The following is a 20,162-nucleotide window of genomic DNA, read 5'->3' on the forward strand; positions in this document are numbered from 1 at the left end:
TTTAATGTATAATATAGTTTTTCTGGGCGCTCCGGGCGCAGGCAAAGGGACTCAAGCCGCTGTGGTGGCCGAAAAAATGGGCATGGCCCATGTGGCTACCGGCGATCTGTTCCGCAAGCACATCGCCTCAGGCGATGAACTGGGCCGAGAGGTCAAATCGTACCTTGACAAGGGGCAACTGGTGCCCGATGAAGTGACCGTGGCCATGGTGCTCAACCGTATCGGCCAACTCTCTGCGGTTAAAGGTGTTATTCTTGACGGCTTTCCGAGGACGCTGGCACAGGCCGAAGCCCTCGACAAGGCTTTGAAGAAAACCGGCGAGAAAGTCGGTCGGGTGATCTATTTTGCAGTACCGGAGACCGAACTGGTGAAGAGGTTATCCGACCGCTGGATTTGCCGCGGCTGCCAGGCACCCTACACCGCCGCCGACCGTTCGGCTTCTGAAAAATGCCGGAAATGCGGCGGGGAGTTGTACCAGAGGACGGACGATACTCCGGAAACGGTACAGAAGCGCCTGACCGTCTACTTTAAAGAGACGGCGCCGCTTATCGAGTACTACCGCAAGGCGCGCAGCCTGGTGGAAGTGAATGGCACAGGCGAGGTCGAGGCGATCACCGGCCGCGTGGTGGCGGCGCTGAAAAAGGCTTAATGGGTATTATTTTAAAATCGGAAAGGGAAATAGCGCTGATGCGCCGGGCCGGCATAATACTGGGCACGGTGCTGCAGGAGCTTAAATTAAAACTCAGACCTGGCATGAAAACGGCGGAACTAGACACACTGGCTGACACGATGCTGCGGAAAATGGGCGCGGTCCCCTCCTTCAAGGGTTACCGCGGCTTTCCGGCGAGCGTGTGCGTCTCGATAAACGAAGAGATCGTTCACGGCATCCCCGGCGAGCGTATCCTCAAAGAGGGCGACATCGTCTCGCTGGACCTGGGCGACATCGTCGAGGGTTTCCAGGCCGATTCCGCGTTGACCGCCGGGGTAGGGCAGATCTCAAAGGAAGCGGCTGATCTTATAGCCGCCACTGAAGGCGCCCTTAATGCCGGTATCGCGGCCGCCAAACCGGGCAACCGGCTGGGCGATATCGGTTCGGCGGTGCAGAATTATGCCGAGAGCCGCGGTTACGGCGTGGTCAGAGAATACGCCGGTCACGGCATCGGCCAATCGATGCACGAAGACCCGTCGGTGCCCAACTACGGCCGGCCGGGCAACGGCATGGTGCTGCGGCGGGGCATGACCCTGGCGCTGGAGCCGATGTTGAACCTGGGCACCTGGCGCACCAAGGTCGGCGCCGATGCTTGGACGGTATCTACCGCCGACGATAAGCTGTCGGCCCACTTCGAGCACACCATCGCCATCACCGACGGCGAGGCGGAGGTACTGACGCTGGCCAGGTAGGCGGCGGAATTATGCCTAAGAAAGACGCTATCGAGGTCGAGGGTACGGTGCTGGAGGCGCTGCCCAACGCCAGTTTCAGGGTGGAACTGGCCAACGGGCACGAGGTGCTGGCCCATATCTCGGGCAAGATGCGGGTCCATTACATCAGAATACTGCCGGGCGACAGGGTTTTAGTCGAGCTTTCGCCCTATGACCTGACCCGGGGTCGGGTCACCTACCGGTTCAAGTCGTAACGGGACAAGGAGTTAGAAGTGAAAGTCAGGGCATCGGTCAAGACAAGATGCGAAAAATGTAAAATCGTGCGGCGCAACGGCGTGGTCAGGAACATCTGCACCAACGTCAAGCACAAGCAGCGCCAGGGTTAAGGAGAAAATATGGCACGTATCGCCGGTGTAGATATTCCAGAGAACAAGCAGGTGCTGTATTCCCTGCCGTACCTTTACGGCATCGGTCCGGCCCTGTCGGCGAAAATCCTGGCGCGGCTCGATATCGAGCCGACGACCAAGGTGAACGCCCTTACCGAAGAGGAACTCAACCGTCTCCGCGAGGTCGTCGACAAGGAGTTCCGGGTCGAGGGCGATCTGCGCAAGGAGATCAACCTGAATGTCAAGCGGCTGATTGACATCGGCTCCTACCGCGGCATGCGCCATCGCCGCAGCTTGCCGGTACACGGGCAACGCACTCGCACTAACGCGCGCACCCGCCGCGGTCCCAGAAAGACCGTCGCCGGTCGCGGCCAGAAGCGCGGCGCGGCTAAGAAGTAACCTACCACACTGATTAGGAGGCAAAATGGCAACCAAGAAAAGGGTTGGCGTCAAGAAAAAAGAGAAGCGTAATATACCGGTAGGCAAGGCCTACATCCAGGCGACGTTCAACAATACGATCGTCACCCTGGCCGATCCGCAGGGCAACGTCCTGGCCACCACCAGTTCCGGCAACGCCGGCTTCAAGGGCTCCCGCAAGGGCACCCCTTACGCCGCCCAGATGGCTGCTACGAACTGCGCCAAGAAGGCCATGGAAAGCGGCCTGCGCCAGATCGAGGTCTTTGTGAAAGGTCCGGGCTCGGGGCGCGAAGCGGCCATACGCTCGCTGCAGGCCGCCGGCCTGATCGTCACCGGTATCCGCGACGTGACGCCGATTCCCCACAACGGTTGCCGCCCTCCCAAGAGAAGGAGGGTGTAAGAGAGGACTATGGCTAGATATTATTTGGCAGTCTGCCGACAGTGCCGCCGCAGCGGCGAGAAACTCATGCTCAAGGGTAACAAGTGCTTTTCGCACTGTACCTTTGACAAGCGCCCCAAGCCGCCCGGACCGCAGCCCAACCGGCCGCGCCGCATGTCCGACCGCGGCACGCAGCTCCGCGAGAAGCAAAAGATCCGTTATTCTTTCGGTATGCTGGAGCGCGAGTTCCGGCGCTTCTTCGCCGAAGCCGAGCGTCAGCCCGGCGTTACCGGCGACACCCTGATGCTGCTCCTGGAACGACGGTTGGATAACGTCGTCTACCGCCTGGGACTGGCCGATTCCCGCGCCCAGGCACGGCAACTGGTGCGCCACGGTCATATTATGGTCGGCGGCAAGAATATCGATATCCCGTCATACCTGGTCAAGGAATCGGAAACCATCGCTTTCAAGGAGCAGAGTTTAAAGACCGGGTATTACAAGCGTGTCCTAGAGATCATCGAGTCCAAGGCGGTACCCCAGTGGTTGACCCTGGACCGCAAAAATCTTACCTGCAAGGTAGTCTCGCTGCCCACCACCGCCGACCTGGACCAGAAGCTGGACGCGCGGGCAGCAGTTGAGTACTACTCTCGTTAGTTTTTGGTCTGTCTAAAGGAGGTAGGCTGTGTCAGATATTGCCCAGCCCATAATTGAAACAAAAGAGGCCAGCGGCGACTACGCCCATTTTGTCGCCGAGCCACTCGATAAAGGCTTCGGCACCACCCTGGGCAATGCCCTGAGGCGGATACTGTTGTCATCTCTGCCGGGAGCCGCGGTCACCCAGGTGCGCATCGAAGGCGTGCAGCACGAGTTTTCGCCGCTGCCCAAAGCCAAAGAAGACACCATGGATTTCCTGCTGAATCTTAAAGGGCTTCGATTGAAATCCCTGGCCAATAGGCCGGGCCGGCTCATCCTCGATGTCAAAGGCAAGAAGCGGATCACCGCCGCCGACATCGAACCCTCGAACGATTTCGAAGTCGCCAATCCCGACCTGTACCTGTTGACTCTGGACGATAAGGACGCCCACCTGTATATGGAAATGGACGTCGAACTGGGCCGGGGTTACATTCTGGCCGATTCCAAAGAAAACCCGACCATCGGCACCATTCCCCAGGACGCCATCTTCAGCCCGGTGGAGAAGGTTAACTACACTACCGAGCCGGTCCACATGGGGCAGGAGACGGGCTACGAGCGCCTGCACCTCCACGTCTGGACTGACGGCACTATCTCGCCGTCCCAGGCTCTGTCCGAGTCGGCGGCGATACTGCTGAAGCAGTTCCAGCCGTTCACCTCGGTCGGCGGAGCGCCGGTGATCGTCCACGAGAAGCGGGTCGAGAAACTGGCTATTCCCGAAGAGAAGTTCAACATGCCCATCGAGCAGCTCGACCTGTCGGTGCGGTCTTTGAACTGCTTGCGCCATGCCGGCATCACCACCGTCGGCGAGGTCATGACCCGGGGCATCGACGAACTTATGGGTCTCCGGAACTTCGGCCTGAAGAGCCTGAACGAACTGGAAGAGCGGCTGCAGGTCTTCGGCCTGTCGCTGAACCCGGGCGATGGCTGCCCGCCGGAAGAAGCGCCGATCTTGGCCGAGGAAGAAGAAGAAAAGAAACCCAAGCGCAAACGCTCACAGGCGGCTGCGGAGTAAGGTGAAATAGAATGAGACACGGAAATCTTGTCAAGCGGTTCGACCGCGATAAAGGCCAGCGCGAAGCGCTGTTCCGCGGTCTGGTAACCGACCTTTTGGGTTATGAGAAGATCACGACCACCGAGCCCAGGGCCAAGGAGATCCGGCGCGTCGCCGAGAAGATGGTCACCCTGGGCAAGCGCGGCGATCTGAACGCCCGCCGCCAGGCCATGGCTTATATCTATGACGAGAAGATCGTCGAAAAACTGTTCGGCGACCTGGCCAAGCGCTACGCCGAACGAGCCGGCGGCTACACCCGGGTCATCAAGATCGGGCCGAGGCTCGGCGACCAGGCTCCCGAAGCAGTGGTGGAGCTCGTCAAGTAAGATTTACCCTTGATCGGTACGTTGGCAACCAAAGTAGCTTTAATAATTGAATATGACGGCACCAGGCTGGTGGGGTCGCAGTACCAGAGCCGGGGCGCCACGGTCCAGTCGGAACTGGAGGCGGCTATCGAAAAGCTGACCGGGGAAAAGCTCCGGGTGCTGCTTGCCAGCCGCACCGACACCGGGGTTTCAGCCCAAGGCCAGGTGGCCTGTTTCCGCGGCGCGTTGAAGCTGCCGCCGGAGCGGGTCATGGGCGGGTTGAACCGCTTCCTTCCCGATGACATCGCGGTGAAGGCGGTCTACCGGATACCGGACTCGCTGGATGTTCGTCGGGAGGCGGTCAGCCGGGAGTACGTCTACCGCATCTGGAACAGCCCGGTGCCATCGCCTTTGAACGAGCGCTTTCGCTTCCGGGTGGCAGTACCGCTGGACGAACAGGCGATGGACGCGGCAGCCAAAACGCTCGCCGGCACCCACGACCTGGCAGCCTTCGGCAGCGCGGGAGCATCTGGCAAGAGCACGGTGCGCACCGTCTATGAAGCGGGAGTTAACCGCGAGGGGCTGGAATTGTCCTTCCGGATGGTGGCCAGCTCGTTCCTGACCCACCAGATCAGGAACACCGTGGGCGCCCTGATAAAAGTGGGGCAGGGCAGGATGAGTCCCGAAGAGTTCGGGGCATTATTGGAAGTTAAAAAACCGGGATCGGCCGGTCCGGCAGCGCCGGGCAAAGGGCTGTGCCTGGTGAAGATAAACTACCTGAGAGACTTGGGAGATTACAATGAAAACATTTAGCGTCAAGGCGGGGGATATCACCCGCGAGTGGCACGTCATTGATGCCGAGGGCAAGGTCCTGGGGCAGGTGGCGGCCCAGGCGGCGGTCTGGCTGCAAGGCAAGCACAAGCCGACCTTCAGCCGGCATCTGGACACAGGCGACGGCGTCATCATCATCAACGCCGGCAAGATAACCGCCACCGGCAAGAAGGGCACCGATAAATTTTACTATCGCCACTCCGGCTACCCGGGCGGGTTCCGCAAGGAAAGCCTGAACGAAGCCCTGGAGAAGAAGCCGACCTTCCCGCTGGAGCATGCCATCCGCGGCATGCTGCCGCGCAACCGCCTTGGTTCGGCGATGTTCAAGAAACTGCGCGTCTACGCCGGCGCGGAGCACCCGCACCTGAGCCAGGCTCCGGCGAAGTCCGAAGCCTAATAGAGGGGATAAGAGATGGATACGAAAAAGAACTATTTCCAGGGTACCGGCCGCCGCAAGTCTGCAGTCGCCCAGGTCAGGCTGACGCCGGGCAAGGGCGCCATTGTCGTTGACGGCAAGCCGTTCGAAGAGATTTTCCACCGGCCGGAATATGTCCGCGCGGTGATGAAGCCGTTTGAGGTCACCGAGACCTCAGGCAAATTCAGCGTGATGATCAAGTGTTCCGGCGGCGGGATCTCCGGCCAGAGCGACGCCATCGCCATGGGCGTGTCCCGCGCTCTCATCTCCGTCGATGAGAAGAACAAAGCGGTGCTGCGCCAGAACGGCCTGCTGACCCGCGATCCCAGGACTAAAGAGCGCAAAAAGGCTGGCCTCAAACGGGCTCGCAAGGCGCCTCAGTACACCAAGCGTTAACCACCGGATTATTGGAATTGAAGAACCCGCTTTCCAAAAGGAGAGCGGGTTCTTTTGTTTGGGAGACCGAATAATACCAATAAGCCAATGTCAAATACTGCCGATAAGGCAATCCCCCCACTACAAAGACTGAATTGGGTGAAACCTCGTATCGTATTTCTTTAGATCAGCTTGACTGTTCTTTCAGGGATTTCTGGTAGGCTTTCCAACCGGGGCACCACCCGGTGTGCCATTTCCAGATCCGGCTCATAAAAGCTTTGGGGTTAGCTTCAGCCTTTTTACGCATGGAGCACTCTGCACATCTGCTTTCCATAGAAACTGACCTCCGGTTTTATAACATTATTCGGGTGTTAGATTACTCCAGGCTGGAGGGGTTTTCAATGGGTATTCGATTTAAGAATAAGATTATCACCGATACACATTCATCGGGATGTCTTTCCTATCGTGCGTAGGATTACCAATTTAAGGTTATTGCTGTTTGGCGTTCAACCTGATAATTCATTTCTAGTCTATGTCTGTCGCCAGTAGGAATACCAGAGCCGACTCAAAAGAGTCGGCTCTGGCGACTATGTACTTTGCCCGTCCGGCTCCCTATTTTCTATAACCCTTATCATATGCAACCGTTGTTGTGTCTATTCCCATTACTGGCAAAGACAAATCCCACCATTCGTCGCTCTTTTCATCCGAAGAGCCATACCCAAATGTCTCTCCCATTTTGAAGAAAAATCCGTTGAATATACTGACGTTAGCAACGGTACCTTTAATCAGATTATGAACCATAGCCGCATTGTCGACAGTAAACGTGCATTCCCCCCAACAAACCTGGCAACCCGCAATTTCATTCCCACCAACGCCTCCATTTTCATTTCGGAAGAGTCTGCAACCCACACCGTCAGACCAAAATTCTTTGGTACCGGGATTATGAATCAGGCTCTCCTTTCCCTTTATCGGAGTAATTTCCCAAGAAGGTTGTTTTTCCTGCGAGATAGAACCTGAAGGGCAAGTATTTGCGCACTTGTGGCATGAATGGCAGAAACGCCACATTCCTGCATCGACCGGCTTGGTTGGTGCCATCGGCAAGTCGGTGATGTAACTGTGTAACCTTCCAATCGCACCATATTCAGGATTCAGACAATAGAGTTGATTCCGGCTATTCTCACAGACACCGGTCAGGTTGGCGACAGCACCCTCGACAAATGGAACTGTGTTGTCAGAGCCGGCACCAATCATTTGGTAGCCCAAATACCGGAGAAAATCCCACGTACTTGCTTTGACTATATCACCGACCATATCACTTGCGTTAGCTAATCCGCCGAACGCAGGAGTACAGCGGAAGAGCTCCCTAGCCATGAGCTCCCAATTGACAAAGTAGTATAATTCCTTATTAGGGATTACGTACTTACCCCCAGATACTTCATAAGCTTTCTCGACATCCTCAAAAACAATCACACGTTTGTCAGAGTGTTTTTGGGATTTGGACACAACCTGAGTGCGCATACGTTGGTCAAGAATACCGAAGCCATTGATCGCTGAGCCGCGATACCGCATGAAAGCTGCCATCACCTTAGTGGCCTCTTCCGGTGTCCCGGTCCATTTAGGCTCACCCCTTTCCTCCGGAGTGTCGTAGTATATAGTGGTTTCTTTTTGACGATTGGTGCTCTCCATGTCGGTGTCACCCTTCCAGTTGATGTTCACCGAATTACCCGCCCAGCTTTTCCCCATATACGCAGGCCACCCGTATGTTACGTTTACCTTTCTCAGAGCTCGATTAAGATAAGAATACCCGGGAGCACCAGATTGTATCTGTTGGTTAACATATTGGTAGCCAAGTTTGTTTTGATTGTCTGCACGTTCTTGCCCCATATACATCACGCATGTAGCCTTGTTTTGCCCAGTGTGGAACGGGTTAGGACGCTTAAGCACATCCCAATCGACTTCAACAGTTGGATTATAGAAATCTCGTTCTTTCACATACCAAGGTCGTTTCTGAATATTTCCAGTATCAGCTGACAACAGCTCGTCAAGGTCGTGAAAGACTGGTCCTGACGCCGCGACAGCCGCTCCTACTCCCATGCCGGTATAACCCATGAACTTCATGAAATCTCTGCGACTCACCATGCTATGAAACTTAGACATTTGATACACCTTTCTTATTGTATTTTTCATTCATACTGGGGACCCAACTTTCATGTCGTAACCCAGAACGGGTAAATCCATATCCCAGAAATCTTCCGGATTTCTTATCCCATAGTCGAAGCTGTTCGCTAATGAGAAAAAGAAACTATTAAAAACACTGATATTAGCTATTGTACCCTTCACTACTTCATGAGCCATGGCACCTGTCCCGACAGTGAAAGTGCAATTACCGATACACTGCTTGCAGCCGTGGCCGGCTTCATTAATGTAAATCCTACAACTTGCCCCATTAGTCCAAAGAGATTTAGTACCTGGATTGTGTAGGAGATTTGGTTTACCTTCTATGAGAGGCAACTCCCATGAGGTCTCTTTTTCCTTTGAAATCGCTGAGACGGGACAAACATCCGCGCATTTGGTGCAAGTCTTGCAAAAACGCCACATGCCTGCGTCGATTGGTTTTGTAGGTGCAACCGGCAAATCGGTTAGAACACTCCACATAGAATGAGCCAAACCATATTCAGGGCTGAAACTTAAAACATCCTGGCGGCTTCTCTCCCCAATGCCACCCAATATCGTAGTCGCTCCATGCGGGAGTGGGTCGACTCCATCACTCATTACAAATCCTAGCATTTGATAACCAAGAGAGCGAAGGAAATTGTACAGTGAGGGATAGAAAATGCATCGTAATGCGTCGTGCGACCATCTTCCCTGCGAGTTCATTGAAGGCGCATTTTGATACTGGTGCCTTGCACCAGGCAATGAAAAACAAATCCAATACATTGGCTTTGAGGGGATTACTAGTTTGCGATTCGTACCACCGCTGTCATATCCTTCAGGTACGTCCTCATACACAAAAGGTGGAGAATCCGCGGCAGGTGGTGGCCAACTATCTATAAACTTATTGTTGTTGGCATCTCCGCGCTGATAAAGGTGCACCACTTTATTACGCATTCGGTCGTCAAGGTCACCATAAGCAAAAAGTGCCCCACCAAACATCCGCATAGCTACATTTAACATTTTGTTGGCTTCTTCAGGAGTACCAGTCCATTTTGGGACACCTCGTTCGGCCGGTGTTTTGGCTTTCGAAGGCATAAATAAGTTTGTTTGAGCTTGCACAGGACCGGTCCATGTCCGAACGACGTCTGGTTTGGTCAAGCTTTGACCAATCGCCAAGGTTTTCAACCCATAACCCAAGTCATTCGCCGCGATATGCTGTTTAACAGCCTCATTACCAACGGATGTTGCTGCAACAGTTCTCGCCTTACCGTAATACTGGGCTTGGACATAGCCAGTTTGGCCCGTTAATCTTGCATCGTACCGTTTTTGCATATCCCAATCTATTTCCAGTGTCGGATTGTAGAAGTCTCTTTCTTTAACATACCAAGGACGCTTCAGGTTCGCTGATGGTGCTGACAGAACCTCGTCCAAGTCATGGAACGCAGGGGCGGCACTAGCCGCGGCACCCAAGCCGGCACCCAACAATCCAAGACCTTTCATGAAATCTCTTCGACTCACCATGCTATGAAACTTTGACACTATAAACCTCCTAGATTTCGATTTTGACTCAACAAATGCAAATACTAGATAATGGGAACGTGGAAGGCCGCTAAACTCTGACCCTCATCCGGCAGTCTTTACGTTCTTCCTTTCTGGCGGCTACTTGCACTAGCCGCCGGTATTATTTTTTGCCATTGAAAACACAAAAAGGCATCAAACCTCTTGCACGGGTTTGGTGCCTTGTACTCTGGTAGGCAGCTCCCTTCCGCCCGATTGGCGGTAGCTTTTATAATGAATAGGTTATTAACTTATATCTATCTCTGACATTTATATTACTTATTGTCTTTTTGTACATCGTCTATAAGTACTAGTCCTATATTGTACTTTATGCTGATTTATTTTTGTTAATGTCTGAGATGCGCTCAAAGATAAATAAAAATTAATCTTTTTGGAGAAAAACTTGGTAGTAGTGAAGGTTATGGTTTTTGACGATGGAATCAAGTGGTCTGGGATATGCAAATCTTTCGCACGATAGGAATATCATCAGGTGTTAATTGGGATGTTTGCCCGGTATATAACCGACCATATGGGCATTCACTCCCAAAAAGATCTATAATCGGTTCTCAATCTTCGATTGAGCGCCCTCCACCAGACTTTTGGCAGTATAGTTTCGAGTTAGTTTCTACGCCGATACTTGATGATTTCTCTCCAAAATATCGCCACAAACGAAATCAAGGTTACGATTGCCAGATTGCCCAGAGAAATGTGCCCCAGCTTCAACTGGGAATTTACCGCGGGAACTGCGATCGCCAGCAGCAGGAATGCGATTGCCGCCACTCCCCAGATTACCATAATGCGGTTAGTCAGAAAGCCTATCCTGGTGAGAGGCACGTCATCGGATCTCGAAACAAAGGCTAAGAAAATGTGACCCATGATCCAGGCTGAAAAAGCGAATGTCCTGGTTTCGGCAACTGGTAAATCCATCCTGAGCGCCAACAAATAAGACGCCATTACCGCCGCAAAGAGGCTCAGTCCGGACACGGCGATCTGCCATACTAATTGCCTGTCGAACAGTTTCTTTTTTGGGTCTCGCGGCGGCCTGGTGTAAATGGTCGGTTCGCCAGGTTCAGCGACAAAAGCCGATGACGCCGCAAGGTCCATGAATAGTTCGAGCACAATAATCTGTATCGGGGCAAACGGGAACGGAATATTTACCAAAACGGGCAGGAGAAAAACCAGTACCAGCGCGGTTTTAGCTGAAAGATAATATCTGAAGCCTTTTCTCAGGTTGTCGAAAAACTTCCGACCTTCGAAAATACCGGTCGTGATCGTCACATAGTTGTCATCGGCCAGGACGGCGTCTGCTGCCTCTTTGGCGGCATCGGTGCCCCGGATCCCCATGGCGATACCGATATTCGCCGCCTTAAGGGCCAGGGTGTCGTTGATGCCATCACCGGTCACGGCCACGATTTCATCGTTTGCCTGAAGTGCATTTACCAAGCGGTACTTGTCTTCCGGAGTAGTCCGGGCAAAAACTGAAACATTTTTAACCGCCTGACGTAATTCCGGATCGTCGATGGTCCCCAGATCAGTCCCGGTCATAATCCGTCCGGATTCGATACCGACTTTTTTGGCGATGAACGCCGCCGTTTCCGGGTGATCGCCGGTGACCATGATCGTGCGTATGCCTGCCTTGGCGGCTCGTTCGATGGTGTCTTTAACCCCGGGCCGGGGCGGATCTTCGAGCGAAATCAGGCCCAGGAAATCCAGGTCGCGTTCGAGTTCAGGCCAGGAGAGATCAAGATCCGAACCGGATATGGTTTTGCTCGCCAGGCCGATGATCCGCCTGCCTCGCCCTGCTTCTCCCGCCAGGACTGCCCTGGCTTCTTGCGGGCTTTGACGGCTGGTATCGAGTACTTCCTCCGGCGCTCCCAGAACTATCAGTTCATATTGACCGTTGGACCGTCGAATCACCGATTTCGTCTTCCGGCCGTCGCCGAATGGCCGCTGCCTGACCAGTTCACCGGGTGGGTTGGCGGAGTTCAATTCCTTGGCCTTTTCCAGGATCGCTTTGTCGGTGGGGGATAAGGACATCACCGTCAGGGCACGGAAGGCGGTGGCGATGATCTGCTGTTCTGCGGATTGGGGGAATACGGCGACGACCTGCATCCGGCTCTTGGTTATTGTGCCGGTTTTGTCTGTCAGGATTATCGTGGCACTCCCGAGCACCTCGGCGGCACGCGTTCTTTTGACCAGGAAATTTTTCTTTGATAACTGATATGCACCGAGGCCAAGAATGAGGGTGACGATGATGGGACCTTCCTCTGGAATTGTTGCAAATGACAACGCCAGGCCGGTGAGAATCATCTGCTGCAAATCTTGCCCTCTGAGCAGGCCTAATATGGGGATTATGAGGCTGAAAAAAAGAGCGATCCAGACCAGATTCTTGGCCAGCGTCTTCATGGCAAGCTGAAGAGGGGTTTTCGGTTCTTTGATTTTCTGAGCAAACGCCGAAATTTTGCCCAGTCTGGTGTTTCTGCCGGTCGACTGGATCTGGAGCTGGCCTTCGCCGTAGATCACCATGGTGCCGGCACAAGCTTCATCTCCTGGATTTATCTCGATCGGTACCGATTCCCCGGTAAGCGATGACTCGTCAATCTGGATCCCGTACGACGCCACAACCTTTCCGTCTCCGCCGATTCGGGTACCCGAACTCAATACCTGGAGATCACCGGGAACCAGTAGCTCCGTTGCGACTTCAACCACCGCTCCGTCCCTGACCACCTTTGAGGTGGGTGCCGCAACTGTCGATAGAGCTGAAATCGCTTTCTTGGCCCGGTATTCGTTCCAGATCTCAACCAATACAAGGATGAGGATGATGGCGAAGATAGTCAGGGCGTCTTCCAGTTTGCCCCAGATGGAATAAAAAAATCCGACAGCGAGGAGTAGGAGAATTAGCGGTTCGGTAATTTCCTCCCTGGCGATCTCAAGGAAGCTGATACGGGCAGGTTTCGAGAATTGGTTTAACCCATACTCGCTGATTCGTGCCTGGGCTTCAGCAGTAGACAAGCCATTGTATTGGCGAATGCCCGTCATCTATTTTGATAGCTTCTCCCGATACTTTTTGGAGTTTATTACGCGCTCTCTGCCAGCCGTCCCTTCAGATAGGTGATCACCTCGACCGGCGTGGGATCGACCTCGTTTAGCATCGCCAGGTAGTAGCTTGTATAGTCTCCCATGAGAATCAGGGTCATCATCTGGGCCAACGGGGCGATGCCGCGCCCCTCGGTGAAGGTCACCCGGGCGCCGGCGCGGGCTAGAAGTTCGGCGGTTACCTGGTAGCGCTTGATGTTGCGCTCGTAGAGGTGATTGGAGCGCAGCATGACCACCTGCATTTTGGGGACAAGGTCGGCCGGAAACTGGTACCCAACGACGGCATTGTGATTGAGTTCCGGCATTGCCTGGGCGAACGCCCACTGCTTGGCGTTCTCATTCAACTGGGTTTGCCAGCGGTAGGCGACCTCTACGGCAAGATCCGAACCGTAAATGACGGGGATCCGGCCATAGAATGTGTATGCCATTTCCTTGGCCTGGTTAACCGGCAAGGCTTTAGAGGGCTCGATCTTGCGGGCGAACTGTTCGGTGACCAGGGCGGCCTCGGCGACCTCGGCCGTTTTATCGGGCGCCAGTCCCAATCGGGTGATGAAATTGAGCAGCGGGAAAACGCCCCAGGCGATGGCGGCGCGGGGCTGGGCGTCATACTTGAACACGAAGGCCGGCACGCCATTTTCCCGGGCGATGTCCAACAACTTACCACCGGTCGTGATCACCAGTTTCTTGGCTGGTGTAGCCAGCGCCTGGTTGAAGGCCGAAAGGGTTTCCTCGGTGCCGCCGGAGTAGCTGGAGGCGATAACTAGCGTACGCTCATCAACCCAGCCGGGTAAATTATATTCCCGGAGGACGGTGATCGGCGCCTTGGCCTCGTATAGCAGCAGGCGTCGCACGATGTCGCCGCCGATGGCCGATCCGCCCATGCCAAGGATGAGGACTTTGTTTACGCCTTTGTAGTCGTCCGGCAGCTCGAAGTTGATAGCCGCCTGCCAGGCGTCAAGGATTATGGTGGGCAGTTCACGGATGCGTTTGCCCATGCCGGAGGGGTCGTACTTAGCGTAAGTGGCTTCATCATCGAGCATTACTTCGTTCATAGATCAGACTCCTGCGATTTTTTTCCCGGTTTCAAGGAGCCGGTCGACCATTTGGGGCGAATCCGCTTCGGCGTAAATGCGGAGCAGCGGTTCGGTGCCGGAGGCGCGGAAAAGCAGCCATGAGCCGTCTGATAGGGTGAATCGCCAGCCGTCCAGGGTGTCTCGTTTGACATCCTGACCTTCCAGAGTAGCCGGGTTGGCCTGCTTCAGCCGATTCAAGATGGCATCCCGGTCTGTGGCGTCGAATTCGACGTCGATCCGCCGGTAATGGTGCTCGCCGACCTTGTTGTAAAGCCATTTCAGCAGTTCCGAGGGTTTCTTGCCGGTTTTGGCCATAAAGTCCAGGAAATACAGCCCGGCGATGATGGCATCGCGCTCCAGGACGTGGTTGCGGAAGCCGTAGCCGCCGCTTTCCTCGCCGCCCAGGATGGCGTTTTCCCTCTCCATGATCGGAGCGACGTATTTGAAACCCACCGGCGTCTCGAAAACAGGGACTCCGTACAGCTTGCCAAGCTTGGGCAGCATCGAAGAGGTGGTAATCGTTTTGACGATGGCGCCTGGCTCGCCTCGGGTTTCGAGGAGGTAGAGGGCCAGGAGAGACATCACTTGCAGTTGGGTCAGAAAAACGCCGTGCTCGTCAACGATGCCGATGCGATCGGAATCGCCGTCAGTGGCCAGACCGACATCCGCTTTATCGGCGACAACTTTCGCTTCGAGTTCCTTAAGGTTTATATCGATGGGTTCCGGCTGGCGCATTCCGGGAAAAACGGGATTTCGTTCGGCTTTGATCTCTACCAGGTCGTATTTTATACCGAGCAGTTGGCGGAAAATGCCCGCCCCTGCGCCGTGCATCGAATCGACAACTATTTTGAAACTGGTTTTCCGCAGCAAGGGAATATCGACCAGTGTACCCAGGTGTTCAAGATATGGAGGGACCAATTCGGCGATGACCAACAACCCCTTCTTAGCCGCTTCTTCGGCGGCCATCCTCGATGGGACGAAATCGGAGGCGACGATGTCTTTGAGGTGTTGTTCGATCCGCGATATCGTCTCGGTCGGGGCGGAAGAACCAGTGTCAGATTTAACCTTGAAGCCGTTCCAGATGCCCGGATTGTGGGAGGCTGTGATTACCACGCCGCCGCCGTATCTCCGGTGGAGGACGGTCCAACTGACGACAGGCGTGGGCAAAGCGCAGGCGGAGAGGGTGACCTTGATGCCGGCGGCATTAAGTATGGCTGCTGCCTCGCGAGCGAACTCTTCCGATAAAAACCTGGTGTCGTAACCGATGACTACGCCACGTTTGCCCAGGCCGGTCTCGGTCAGGTAACGCGCATAGGCAGCGGCGCAGACTGCGACGTTGTCGAAGGTGAAATCGCGGGCGATGAGGCCGCGCCAGCCATCAGTACCGAACTTGATGGCCGCTGCAGGGTTTGAATTCATGGTGAGCTCCTCTATTCGGTAGGTTCGACCTATTCTAACAACAAGAAACGTTCTCAACTAATGAAAAGCAGGGACACAGTTGAATCTGTGTCCCTGCCTCGTCCCGAAATGCGCGATTATTTCTTGGCATGGGCCGCCAGGGCGGCTTTGAGCGCTTCAACTTTATCCAGGCGTTCCCAGGGCAGGTCGATGTCGGTCCGGCCAAAGTGGCCGTAGGCTGCAGTCTGGCGGTAAATCGGCCGCCGGAGTTCGAGGTGCTCGATGATGGCTTCCGGCCTAAGGTCGAAGTTCTTGGACACCAAGTCCATCAATTGCTCCTGTGAGATCTTGCAGGTACCGTACGTTTCCAGGGACACGGAAAGCGGCTGGGCGCGGCCGATGGTGTAGGAGATTTGCATCTCGACCTGGTCGGCGATGCCGGCACCGACGATGTTCTTGGAGACGTAGCGCGCCATGTAGGCGGCGGAGCGGTCGACCTTGGTGGGATCCTTGCCGGAGAAAGCGCCGCCGCCGTGGCGGGCGATGCCGCCGTAGGTGTCGACGAGAATCTTGCGGCCGGTGAAGCCTGTATCGGAGGCCGGGCCGCCGATGATGAAGCGGCCGGTGGTGTTGACGAAATAGTTGGTGTTGTCGTCCAAAAGCTTGGCCGGGATGATCGGCTTGATGACTTCCCGGACGATATCATCGTGGATCTTGGACTGAAGCACATCGTCATGCTGGGCGGCAATGACCACCGTCTCGATCCTCTTGGGTTTGCCCAGGTGGTACTCCACAGTGACCTGGCTCTTGCCATCCGGCCGGAGGTAAGGCAGTACGCCCTGTTTTCTGACCGTGGCGAGTTGCCGGCACAGCCGGTGGGACAGGGCGATGGGCAGGGGCATCAGTTCGGGGGTGTCGTTGCAGGCAAAGCCGACCATCATGCCCTGGTCGCCGGCACCTACGGCATCCATCGGATCGGTCGACCCGGCTTTGGCTTCCATCGACTGGCCGACGCCGAATGCGATATCCGGAGACTGCTTGTTGATCGAAACGAGAACGCCGCAGGACTGGTAGTCAAAACCGTACTGGGGCTTGGTATAGCCGATCTCCTTGATGGTGCGGCGCACGACTTCGGGGATCTCGACATAGGTCTTGGTGGTGATCTCGCCCAGGACGAAGACAAGCCCGTTGGTTACGGCGGTCTCGCAGGCGACGCGGCCATAGGGGTCGTGGGCTAAGATGGCGTCCAATACCGCGTCGGAGATCTGGTCGCATATCTTATCCGGGTGACCTTCGGTGACTGACTCCGAAGTGAACATGTACTTATCGGAATCTTGGCAACTGAGCATATATCCTCCTAAGTTCCTTCCTGCCAGCTTGACAGGTATTTTTGCTGTTCCGGGGTCAAAACATCGATTGTTACGCCCAGGCTTTTCAGCTTGAGCGCGGCGACATTGCCGTCGATGTCAGCCGGCATCGAATAGACGCCGGGGGACAACTTGCCGCGGTTTTTGACCAGATATTCCAGGCCGAGAGCCTGGTTGGCGAAGCTCATGTCCATGACCGAGGCCGGATGGCCTTCGGCGGCGGCGAGGTTGATCAGGCGGCCTTCGCCCAGTAGGTAAATCTTCCTGCCGTCAGCCATGATGAATTCCTCGACGAAGGGCTTCACCGTACGCTTCGATTTGGCAGTGGTTTCAAGTGCGGGGATGTCGATCTCGACGTTGAAATGGCCGGAGTTGGCTAGTATCGCGCCGTTTTTCATCACCGCAAAATCGGCAGCGCCAATAACGTGCTTATCCCCGGTGACGGTAATGAACACATCGCCCACTTTGGCGGCCTCGTTCATCGGCATGACGGCGAAGCCGTCCATGACCGCTTCCAGAGCCCTGACAGGCTCCACCTCGGTGACGATGACATAAGCCCCCATCCCCCGGGCGCGCAGGGCAACGCCGTGACCGCACCAGCCGTAACCGGCAACGACCACCTTCTTGCCTGCCCATAGGATGTTGGTGGCGCGGGTAATGCCGTCGAAGGTGCTCTGGCCGGTGCCGTAGCGGTTATCGAAGAGATACTTGGTCTTGGCGTCATTGACGGCGATCAGGGGATATTTCAGTTCCCCGGCGGCGGCCATGGCGCGAAGCCGGATGACGCCTGTGGTCGTTTCCTCCGTACCTCCGATGACATCCTTGAGCAGTTCGGTGCGCTTGGTGTGGAGGGTGGTCACCAGGTCAGCGCCGTCATCGACGGTCAGCTGCGGCTTGTGGTCAATCGCAGAAATGATGTGCTTGTAATAAGTCTTGTCGTCCTCGCCTTTGATGGCGTGGGTGGGGATGCCGCCGGCAGCCAGCGCCGCGGCGACGTCATCCTGTGTAGACAGGGGATTCGATCCGCACAGCACCAGGTCGGCGCCGCCCGCTTTCAGAGTGAGAGCCAAGTTGGCCGTCTCTGAGGTGACATGGAGGCAGGCGGCGATGCGGAAGCCCTGGAACGGCTTCTCTTTCTTAAATCGCTCGGCGATGAGTGCAAGAACCGGCATTTCCCGGCCGGCCCAGGCAATCCGTTCATTGCCTAGCCCCGCCAGCGATGGATCTTTGATATCCGAGGTAACTGCCATTTTTTACCTTTCTTCAGGTCAGGTTATCGATGATGTTTCGAACGTTATCCGAAATTGGACGCAATGCGTCAATTATAACATGATTCGGCCCGATTTGAATCTCGGTCACCGGTTCTGCCTTCGATTTTTGGCTCAGGTAGACCTGCCAGGTGCCGTCGGACACCCCGGCTATCCGTCTTTCAAGCCGATGTCTCAGTTCATCTTCATCGAGGCGGCATTCGAGGACGATGAAGTCGGCGCCATTCCTCCGGGCAATATCGGCTGCCTTCATGCGTTGTTCTTTCGACAGGAAAGTGGCGTCAACGATAGCCGAATCCTTCGATTTAAGGGCTCCCTCTGCCATCATCAGAATGGACTGATACGTCTTCTCAGTCATTTCCCGCGAGTAAAGCCCGGCGTCGATACCCTCCCCTGAACGTTGAATTAATGGCAGTCCCGCCAACGTTTTTCTGGTAACATCGGATGAAATGTAAACGAGTCCCAGGTGCTTCGCTAACTCGGTTGCGACAGCCGATTTGCCGCTGCCGGTATAGCCAGACATGATGACGAGAATTGGTTTTTGCCTTGTATACGCTAATTCCAGATCGAAATATCCCCTAGCCTTGGCCAACTCCTCGGCCTTCTCGGCTTCAGGTACAAATGGATCATCCAGTTTGAAACAAGCCACCTTGGCGCGGATATGAGCGCGGTAAGCTTGATAAAAGCGCAAGAGTTCGCACAAGCCGGTATCGCCGCTCTTTTTGACATATTCATCGATGAAAATCCGCCGCAAATCCGCCCGGCCGTAGTGATCGAGGTCCATTGACAGGAAAGCAACCTCCGAGGCGGTATCGCCGTATCGAAAGCGGTCGTTGAACTCGATACAGTCAAAGATGCAAATGCCGTGATCCTGGAAACAGATATGCGCGGAATGGAGGTCGCCGTGGCAGTCCCTTATGCGTCTTCTTTCCACCCGGCTGACGAAAAGGGCCGCGTGCTTATCGAGAAAAGTATCGAAACACTCCTTAAGTTTATCGAATTGGGACTGGCTTAAAGCCCGCCCGATGTACGGCTGGCTCTGCTCGAAATTTTCCTCTACGTTCCGCCTGATTCCGTCTGTTTCGCCGAATCGGGCGATCTCGCCGTTGGTGTCGGCCATGTCGTGGAAATTGGCGACTGTCCTGGCCACGGATTCAAGCATCTCCGGCTTGACATCGCCGGTCTTCAAGCGGAGGTCCAGCATCCCCTCCGCCGGCAATTGTTTCATCTTGACCGCGTAATCGATGATCTCGCCTTCGCCCCGGAGTCGGATCCTATCGTCTTTCCTGGTGACCGGGATAACACCTAAATAGGTGTCGGGGCATAGCCGCCGGTTGAGCGAGACTTCTTTATCGGAATACAGCTTGCGTTTTTCGAGTGTGGTGTAGTCGACATAGCCCAGGTTGACCGGTTTCCTGATCTTGTAGGCGTGCCTGCCGGTAAGCAGCACAAAGGACATCTGCGTCTGGAGGAGTTTGACCTCAGAAGGCGCGTCGTCCGGATACTGAGCCGGATCCAGCAATGCTTGGATGACCTCGGGAAGCTGGGCCATGAACTGAGGCTATTCCGCCTTTGGCGGCTTGGCCGCGGCTGGTTTGGCGGCCTTGGGTTTTTCTTCCGCCGGCGCTTCAGCCTTGGGCTTATGGCCGGCTCTGGGCTTGGTTTCGGCAGCTTCGGGAGCCTTGGCTTCTGCCTTCACCTTGGGTTCGGAGGCGGGTTTGGCCGCCGGTTTAGCCACCGGTTTCGCCCGGGCTTTAGGTTCTTCCGCTTTCACGGCAGCTTCAGCCAATGTCGGTTTGGGTGTTATTTTTTTAGGGGTCGCCTTGGGAAGAGGGGCTTTAACCAGGGGTGAAGGCGTCTCTACAATTTCGTATTTTGTCCGGCCTGGCACCATGCCCGTGCGGACATGGGTTGGGGGCAGGGCTGCTCTGGCACGTTCCTTCAGGATCTCTTTGCGCTTTTTGTGTTTCGCTTGGGCGACGCGGCTTTTCTTGTTCATACAGGATAGCCCTCCTTC

22 protein-coding genes are annotated in these 20,162 nt (G+C 55.3%); 12 read left to right on the plus strand and 10 right to left on the minus strand.

Annotated elements, in window-relative coordinates; genetic code table 11:
* The first annotated feature begins 4 nt into the window (after nucleotides 1–4).
* From HX448_RS01150 to rpsI, 12 genes are read left to right on the plus strand one after another with little or no spacing between them, the layout of a single operon-like run.
* Nucleotides 5–649 carry an adenylate kinase gene (locus HX448_RS01150; RefSeq protein WP_102331281.1) on the plus strand — a complete coding sequence of 215 codons (645 nt, stop codon included), beginning with the start codon at nucleotides 5–7 and terminating at the stop codon, nucleotides 647–649.
* Nucleotides 649–1,401, plus strand: coding sequence for a type I methionyl aminopeptidase (map, locus tag HX448_RS01155; RefSeq protein WP_102331282.1), 753 nt, complete (start codon nucleotides 649–651; stop codon nucleotides 1,399–1,401). The genes HX448_RS01150 and map overlap by 1 nt, the downstream gene beginning before the upstream one ends.
* An 11-nt stretch (nucleotides 1,402–1,412) precedes the next feature.
* A complete protein-coding gene (gene infA, locus HX448_RS01160) occupies nucleotides 1,413–1,634 on the plus strand; it encodes a translation initiation factor IF-1 (RefSeq protein WP_058438053.1) in 222 nt (73 codons plus the stop codon).
* Between the two features lie 18 nt (nucleotides 1,635–1,652).
* Nucleotides 1,653–1,766, plus strand: coding sequence for a 50S ribosomal protein L36 (rpmJ, locus tag HX448_RS01165; protein WP_076003379.1), 114 nt, complete (start codon nucleotides 1,653–1,655; stop codon nucleotides 1,764–1,766).
* Nucleotides 1,767–1,775: 9 nt separating this feature from the next.
* Nucleotides 1,776–2,165, plus strand: coding sequence for a 30S ribosomal protein S13 (gene rpsM / locus HX448_RS01170; RefSeq protein WP_102331283.1), 390 nt, complete (start codon nucleotides 1,776–1,778; stop codon nucleotides 2,163–2,165).
* A gap of 25 nt (nucleotides 2,166–2,190) precedes the next feature.
* Nucleotides 2,191–2,583, plus strand: a complete 393-nt coding sequence (gene rpsK, locus HX448_RS01175) for a 30S ribosomal protein S11 (RefSeq protein ID WP_102331284.1) — start codon at nucleotides 2,191–2,193, stop codon at nucleotides 2,581–2,583.
* Nucleotides 2,584–2,592: 9 nt separating this feature from the next.
* The gene (rpsD, locus tag HX448_RS01180; RefSeq protein ID WP_102331285.1) at nucleotides 2,593–3,216 is read left to right on the plus strand and encodes a 30S ribosomal protein S4; all 624 of its coding nucleotides are present in this window, start codon (nucleotides 2,593–2,595) and stop codon (nucleotides 3,214–3,216) included.
* A 28-nt stretch (nucleotides 3,217–3,244) separates the two neighbouring features.
* Nucleotides 3,245–4,267: a DNA-directed RNA polymerase subunit alpha gene (locus HX448_RS01185; protein ID WP_102331286.1), complete on the plus strand. Its 1,023-nt coding sequence runs from the start codon at nucleotides 3,245–3,247 to the stop codon at nucleotides 4,265–4,267.
* Nucleotides 4,268–4,278: 11 nt separating this feature from the next.
* Complete coding sequence (gene rplQ / locus HX448_RS01190) at nucleotides 4,279–4,632, plus strand: 50S ribosomal protein L17 (protein ID WP_102331287.1); 354 nt, start codon at nucleotides 4,279–4,281, stop codon at nucleotides 4,630–4,632.
* Nucleotides 4,633–4,653: 21 nt separating this feature from the next.
* Nucleotides 4,654–5,424: a tRNA pseudouridine(38-40) synthase TruA gene (gene truA, locus HX448_RS01195; protein WP_162485916.1), complete on the plus strand. Its 771-nt coding sequence runs from the start codon at nucleotides 4,654–4,656 to the stop codon at nucleotides 5,422–5,424.
* Nucleotides 5,411–5,839 (plus strand): 50S ribosomal protein L13, encoded by a 429-nt coding sequence (rplM, locus tag HX448_RS01200; RefSeq protein ID WP_102331289.1) that lies wholly within the window; start codon nucleotides 5,411–5,413, stop codon nucleotides 5,837–5,839. The genes truA and rplM overlap by 14 nt, the downstream gene beginning before the upstream one ends.
* 15 nt (nucleotides 5,840–5,854) lie before the next feature.
* Nucleotides 5,855–6,253 carry a 30S ribosomal protein S9 gene (rpsI, locus tag HX448_RS01205; protein ID WP_102331290.1) on the plus strand — a complete coding sequence of 133 codons (399 nt, stop codon included), beginning with the start codon at nucleotides 5,855–5,857 and terminating at the stop codon, nucleotides 6,251–6,253.
* 166 nt (nucleotides 6,254–6,419) lie between these two features.
* Here the strand turns inward: rpsI and HX448_RS01210 are convergent, their stop codons facing one another.
* From HX448_RS01210 to HX448_RS01255, 10 genes are all read right to left on the minus strand, one after another.
* Nucleotides 6,420–6,566 carry a hypothetical protein gene (locus HX448_RS01210; protein WP_190259885.1) on the minus strand — a complete coding sequence of 49 codons (147 nt, stop codon included), beginning with the start codon at nucleotides 6,564–6,566 and terminating at the stop codon, nucleotides 6,420–6,422.
* 278 nt (nucleotides 6,567–6,844) lie between these two features.
* Nucleotides 6,845–8,389 (minus strand): reductive dehalogenase, encoded by a 1,545-nt coding sequence (locus HX448_RS01215; RefSeq protein WP_190259886.1) that lies wholly within the window; start codon nucleotides 8,387–8,389, stop codon nucleotides 6,845–6,847.
* A gap of 30 nt (nucleotides 8,390–8,419) precedes the next feature.
* Complete coding sequence (locus tag HX448_RS01220) at nucleotides 8,420–9,907, minus strand: reductive dehalogenase (protein ID WP_102331292.1); 1,488 nt, start codon at nucleotides 9,905–9,907, stop codon at nucleotides 8,420–8,422.
* 654 nt (nucleotides 9,908–10,561) lie between these two features.
* The gene (locus HX448_RS01225) at nucleotides 10,562–12,982 is read right to left on the minus strand and encodes a cation-translocating P-type ATPase (RefSeq protein ID WP_102331293.1); all 2,421 of its coding nucleotides are present in this window, start codon (nucleotides 12,980–12,982) and stop codon (nucleotides 10,562–10,564) included.
* A 38-nt stretch (nucleotides 12,983–13,020) separates the two neighbouring features.
* Nucleotides 13,021–14,091 (minus strand): bifunctional phosphoglucose/phosphomannose isomerase, encoded by a 1,071-nt coding sequence (locus HX448_RS01230; protein WP_102331294.1) that lies wholly within the window; start codon nucleotides 14,089–14,091, stop codon nucleotides 13,021–13,023.
* 3 nt (nucleotides 14,092–14,094) lie between these two features.
* The gene (locus tag HX448_RS01235) at nucleotides 14,095–15,531 is read right to left on the minus strand and encodes a phosphoglucomutase/phosphomannomutase family protein (protein WP_102331295.1); all 1,437 of its coding nucleotides are present in this window, start codon (nucleotides 15,529–15,531) and stop codon (nucleotides 14,095–14,097) included.
* A 116-nt stretch (nucleotides 15,532–15,647) separates the two neighbouring features.
* On the minus strand, nucleotides 15,648–16,859 hold the full coding sequence (gene metK, locus HX448_RS01240; protein WP_102331296.1) for a methionine adenosyltransferase: 1,212 nt from the start codon (nucleotides 16,857–16,859) through the stop codon (nucleotides 15,648–15,650).
* Between the two features lie 8 nt (nucleotides 16,860–16,867).
* A complete protein-coding gene (locus HX448_RS01245; protein ID WP_102331297.1) occupies nucleotides 16,868–18,127 on the minus strand; it encodes an adenosylhomocysteinase in 1,260 nt (419 codons plus the stop codon).
* A 13-nt stretch (nucleotides 18,128–18,140) separates the two neighbouring features.
* The gene (locus tag HX448_RS01250; RefSeq protein WP_102331298.1) at nucleotides 18,141–19,697 is read right to left on the minus strand and encodes a bifunctional aminoglycoside phosphotransferase/ATP-binding protein; all 1,557 of its coding nucleotides are present in this window, start codon (nucleotides 19,695–19,697) and stop codon (nucleotides 18,141–18,143) included.
* A gap of 9 nt (nucleotides 19,698–19,706) precedes the next feature.
* Nucleotides 19,707–20,144 carry a hypothetical protein gene (locus HX448_RS01255; RefSeq protein ID WP_102331299.1) on the minus strand — a complete coding sequence of 146 codons (438 nt, stop codon included), beginning with the start codon at nucleotides 20,142–20,144 and terminating at the stop codon, nucleotides 19,707–19,709.
* Nucleotides 20,145–20,162 lie beyond the last annotated feature (18 nt).

Source organism: Dehalogenimonas etheniformans (assembly GCF_014672715.2).
Lineage (GTDB): Bacteria > Chloroflexota > Dehalococcoidia > Dehalococcoidales > Dehalococcoidaceae > Dehalogenimonas > Dehalogenimonas etheniformans.

Excerpts from the sequence above, each read along its gene's own strand:
- HX448_RS01150 (WP_102331281.1), top strand. The coding sequence starts at position 5 with ATGTATAATATAGTTTTTCTGGGCGCTCCGGGCGCAGGCAAAGGGACT.
- map (WP_102331282.1), top strand. The coding sequence starts at position 649 with ATGGGTATTATTTTAAAATCGGAAAGGGAAATAGCGCTGATGCGCCGG.
- infA (WP_058438053.1), top strand. The coding sequence starts at position 1,413 with ATGCCTAAGAAAGACGCTATCGAGGTCGAGGGTACGGTGCTGGAGGCG.
- rpsM (WP_102331283.1), top strand. The coding sequence starts at position 1,776 with ATGGCACGTATCGCCGGTGTAGATATTCCAGAGAACAAGCAGGTGCTG.
- rpsK (WP_102331284.1), top strand. The coding sequence starts at position 2,191 with ATGGCAACCAAGAAAAGGGTTGGCGTCAAGAAAAAAGAGAAGCGTAAT.
- rpsD (WP_102331285.1), top strand. The coding sequence starts at position 2,593 with ATGGCTAGATATTATTTGGCAGTCTGCCGACAGTGCCGCCGCAGCGGC.
- rplQ (WP_102331287.1), top strand. The coding sequence starts at position 4,279 with ATGAGACACGGAAATCTTGTCAAGCGGTTCGACCGCGATAAAGGCCAG.
- rplM (WP_102331289.1), top strand. The coding sequence starts at position 5,411 with ATGAAAACATTTAGCGTCAAGGCGGGGGATATCACCCGCGAGTGGCAC.
- rpsI (WP_102331290.1), top strand. The coding sequence starts at position 5,855 with ATGGATACGAAAAAGAACTATTTCCAGGGTACCGGCCGCCGCAAGTCT.
- HX448_RS01210 (WP_190259885.1), bottom strand. The coding sequence starts at position 6,566 with ATGGAAAGCAGATGTGCAGAGTGCTCCATGCGTAAAAAGGCTGAAGCT.
- HX448_RS01215 (WP_190259886.1), bottom strand. The coding sequence starts at position 8,389 with ATGTCTAAGTTTCATAGCATGGTGAGTCGCAGAGATTTCATGAAGTTC.
- HX448_RS01220 (WP_102331292.1), bottom strand. The coding sequence starts at position 9,907 with ATGGTGAGTCGAAGAGATTTCATGAAAGGTCTTGGATTGTTGGGTGCC.
- HX448_RS01225 (WP_102331293.1), bottom strand. The coding sequence starts at position 12,982 with ATGACGGGCATTCGCCAATACAATGGCTTGTCTACTGCTGAAGCCCAG.
- HX448_RS01230 (WP_102331294.1), bottom strand. The coding sequence starts at position 14,091 with ATGAACGAAGTAATGCTCGATGATGAAGCCACTTACGCTAAGTACGAC.
- HX448_RS01235 (WP_102331295.1), bottom strand. The coding sequence starts at position 15,531 with ATGAATTCAAACCCTGCAGCGGCCATCAAGTTCGGTACTGATGGCTGG.
- metK (WP_102331296.1), bottom strand. The coding sequence starts at position 16,859 with ATGCTCAGTTGCCAAGATTCCGATAAGTACATGTTCACTTCGGAGTCA.
- HX448_RS01245 (WP_102331297.1), bottom strand. The coding sequence starts at position 18,127 with ATGGCAGTTACCTCGGATATCAAAGATCCATCGCTGGCGGGGCTAGGC.
- HX448_RS01250 (WP_102331298.1), bottom strand. The coding sequence starts at position 19,697 with ATGGCCCAGCTTCCCGAGGTCATCCAAGCATTGCTGGATCCGGCTCAG.
- HX448_RS01255 (WP_102331299.1), bottom strand. The coding sequence starts at position 20,144 with ATGAACAAGAAAAGCCGCGTCGCCCAAGCGAAACACAAAAAGCGCAAA.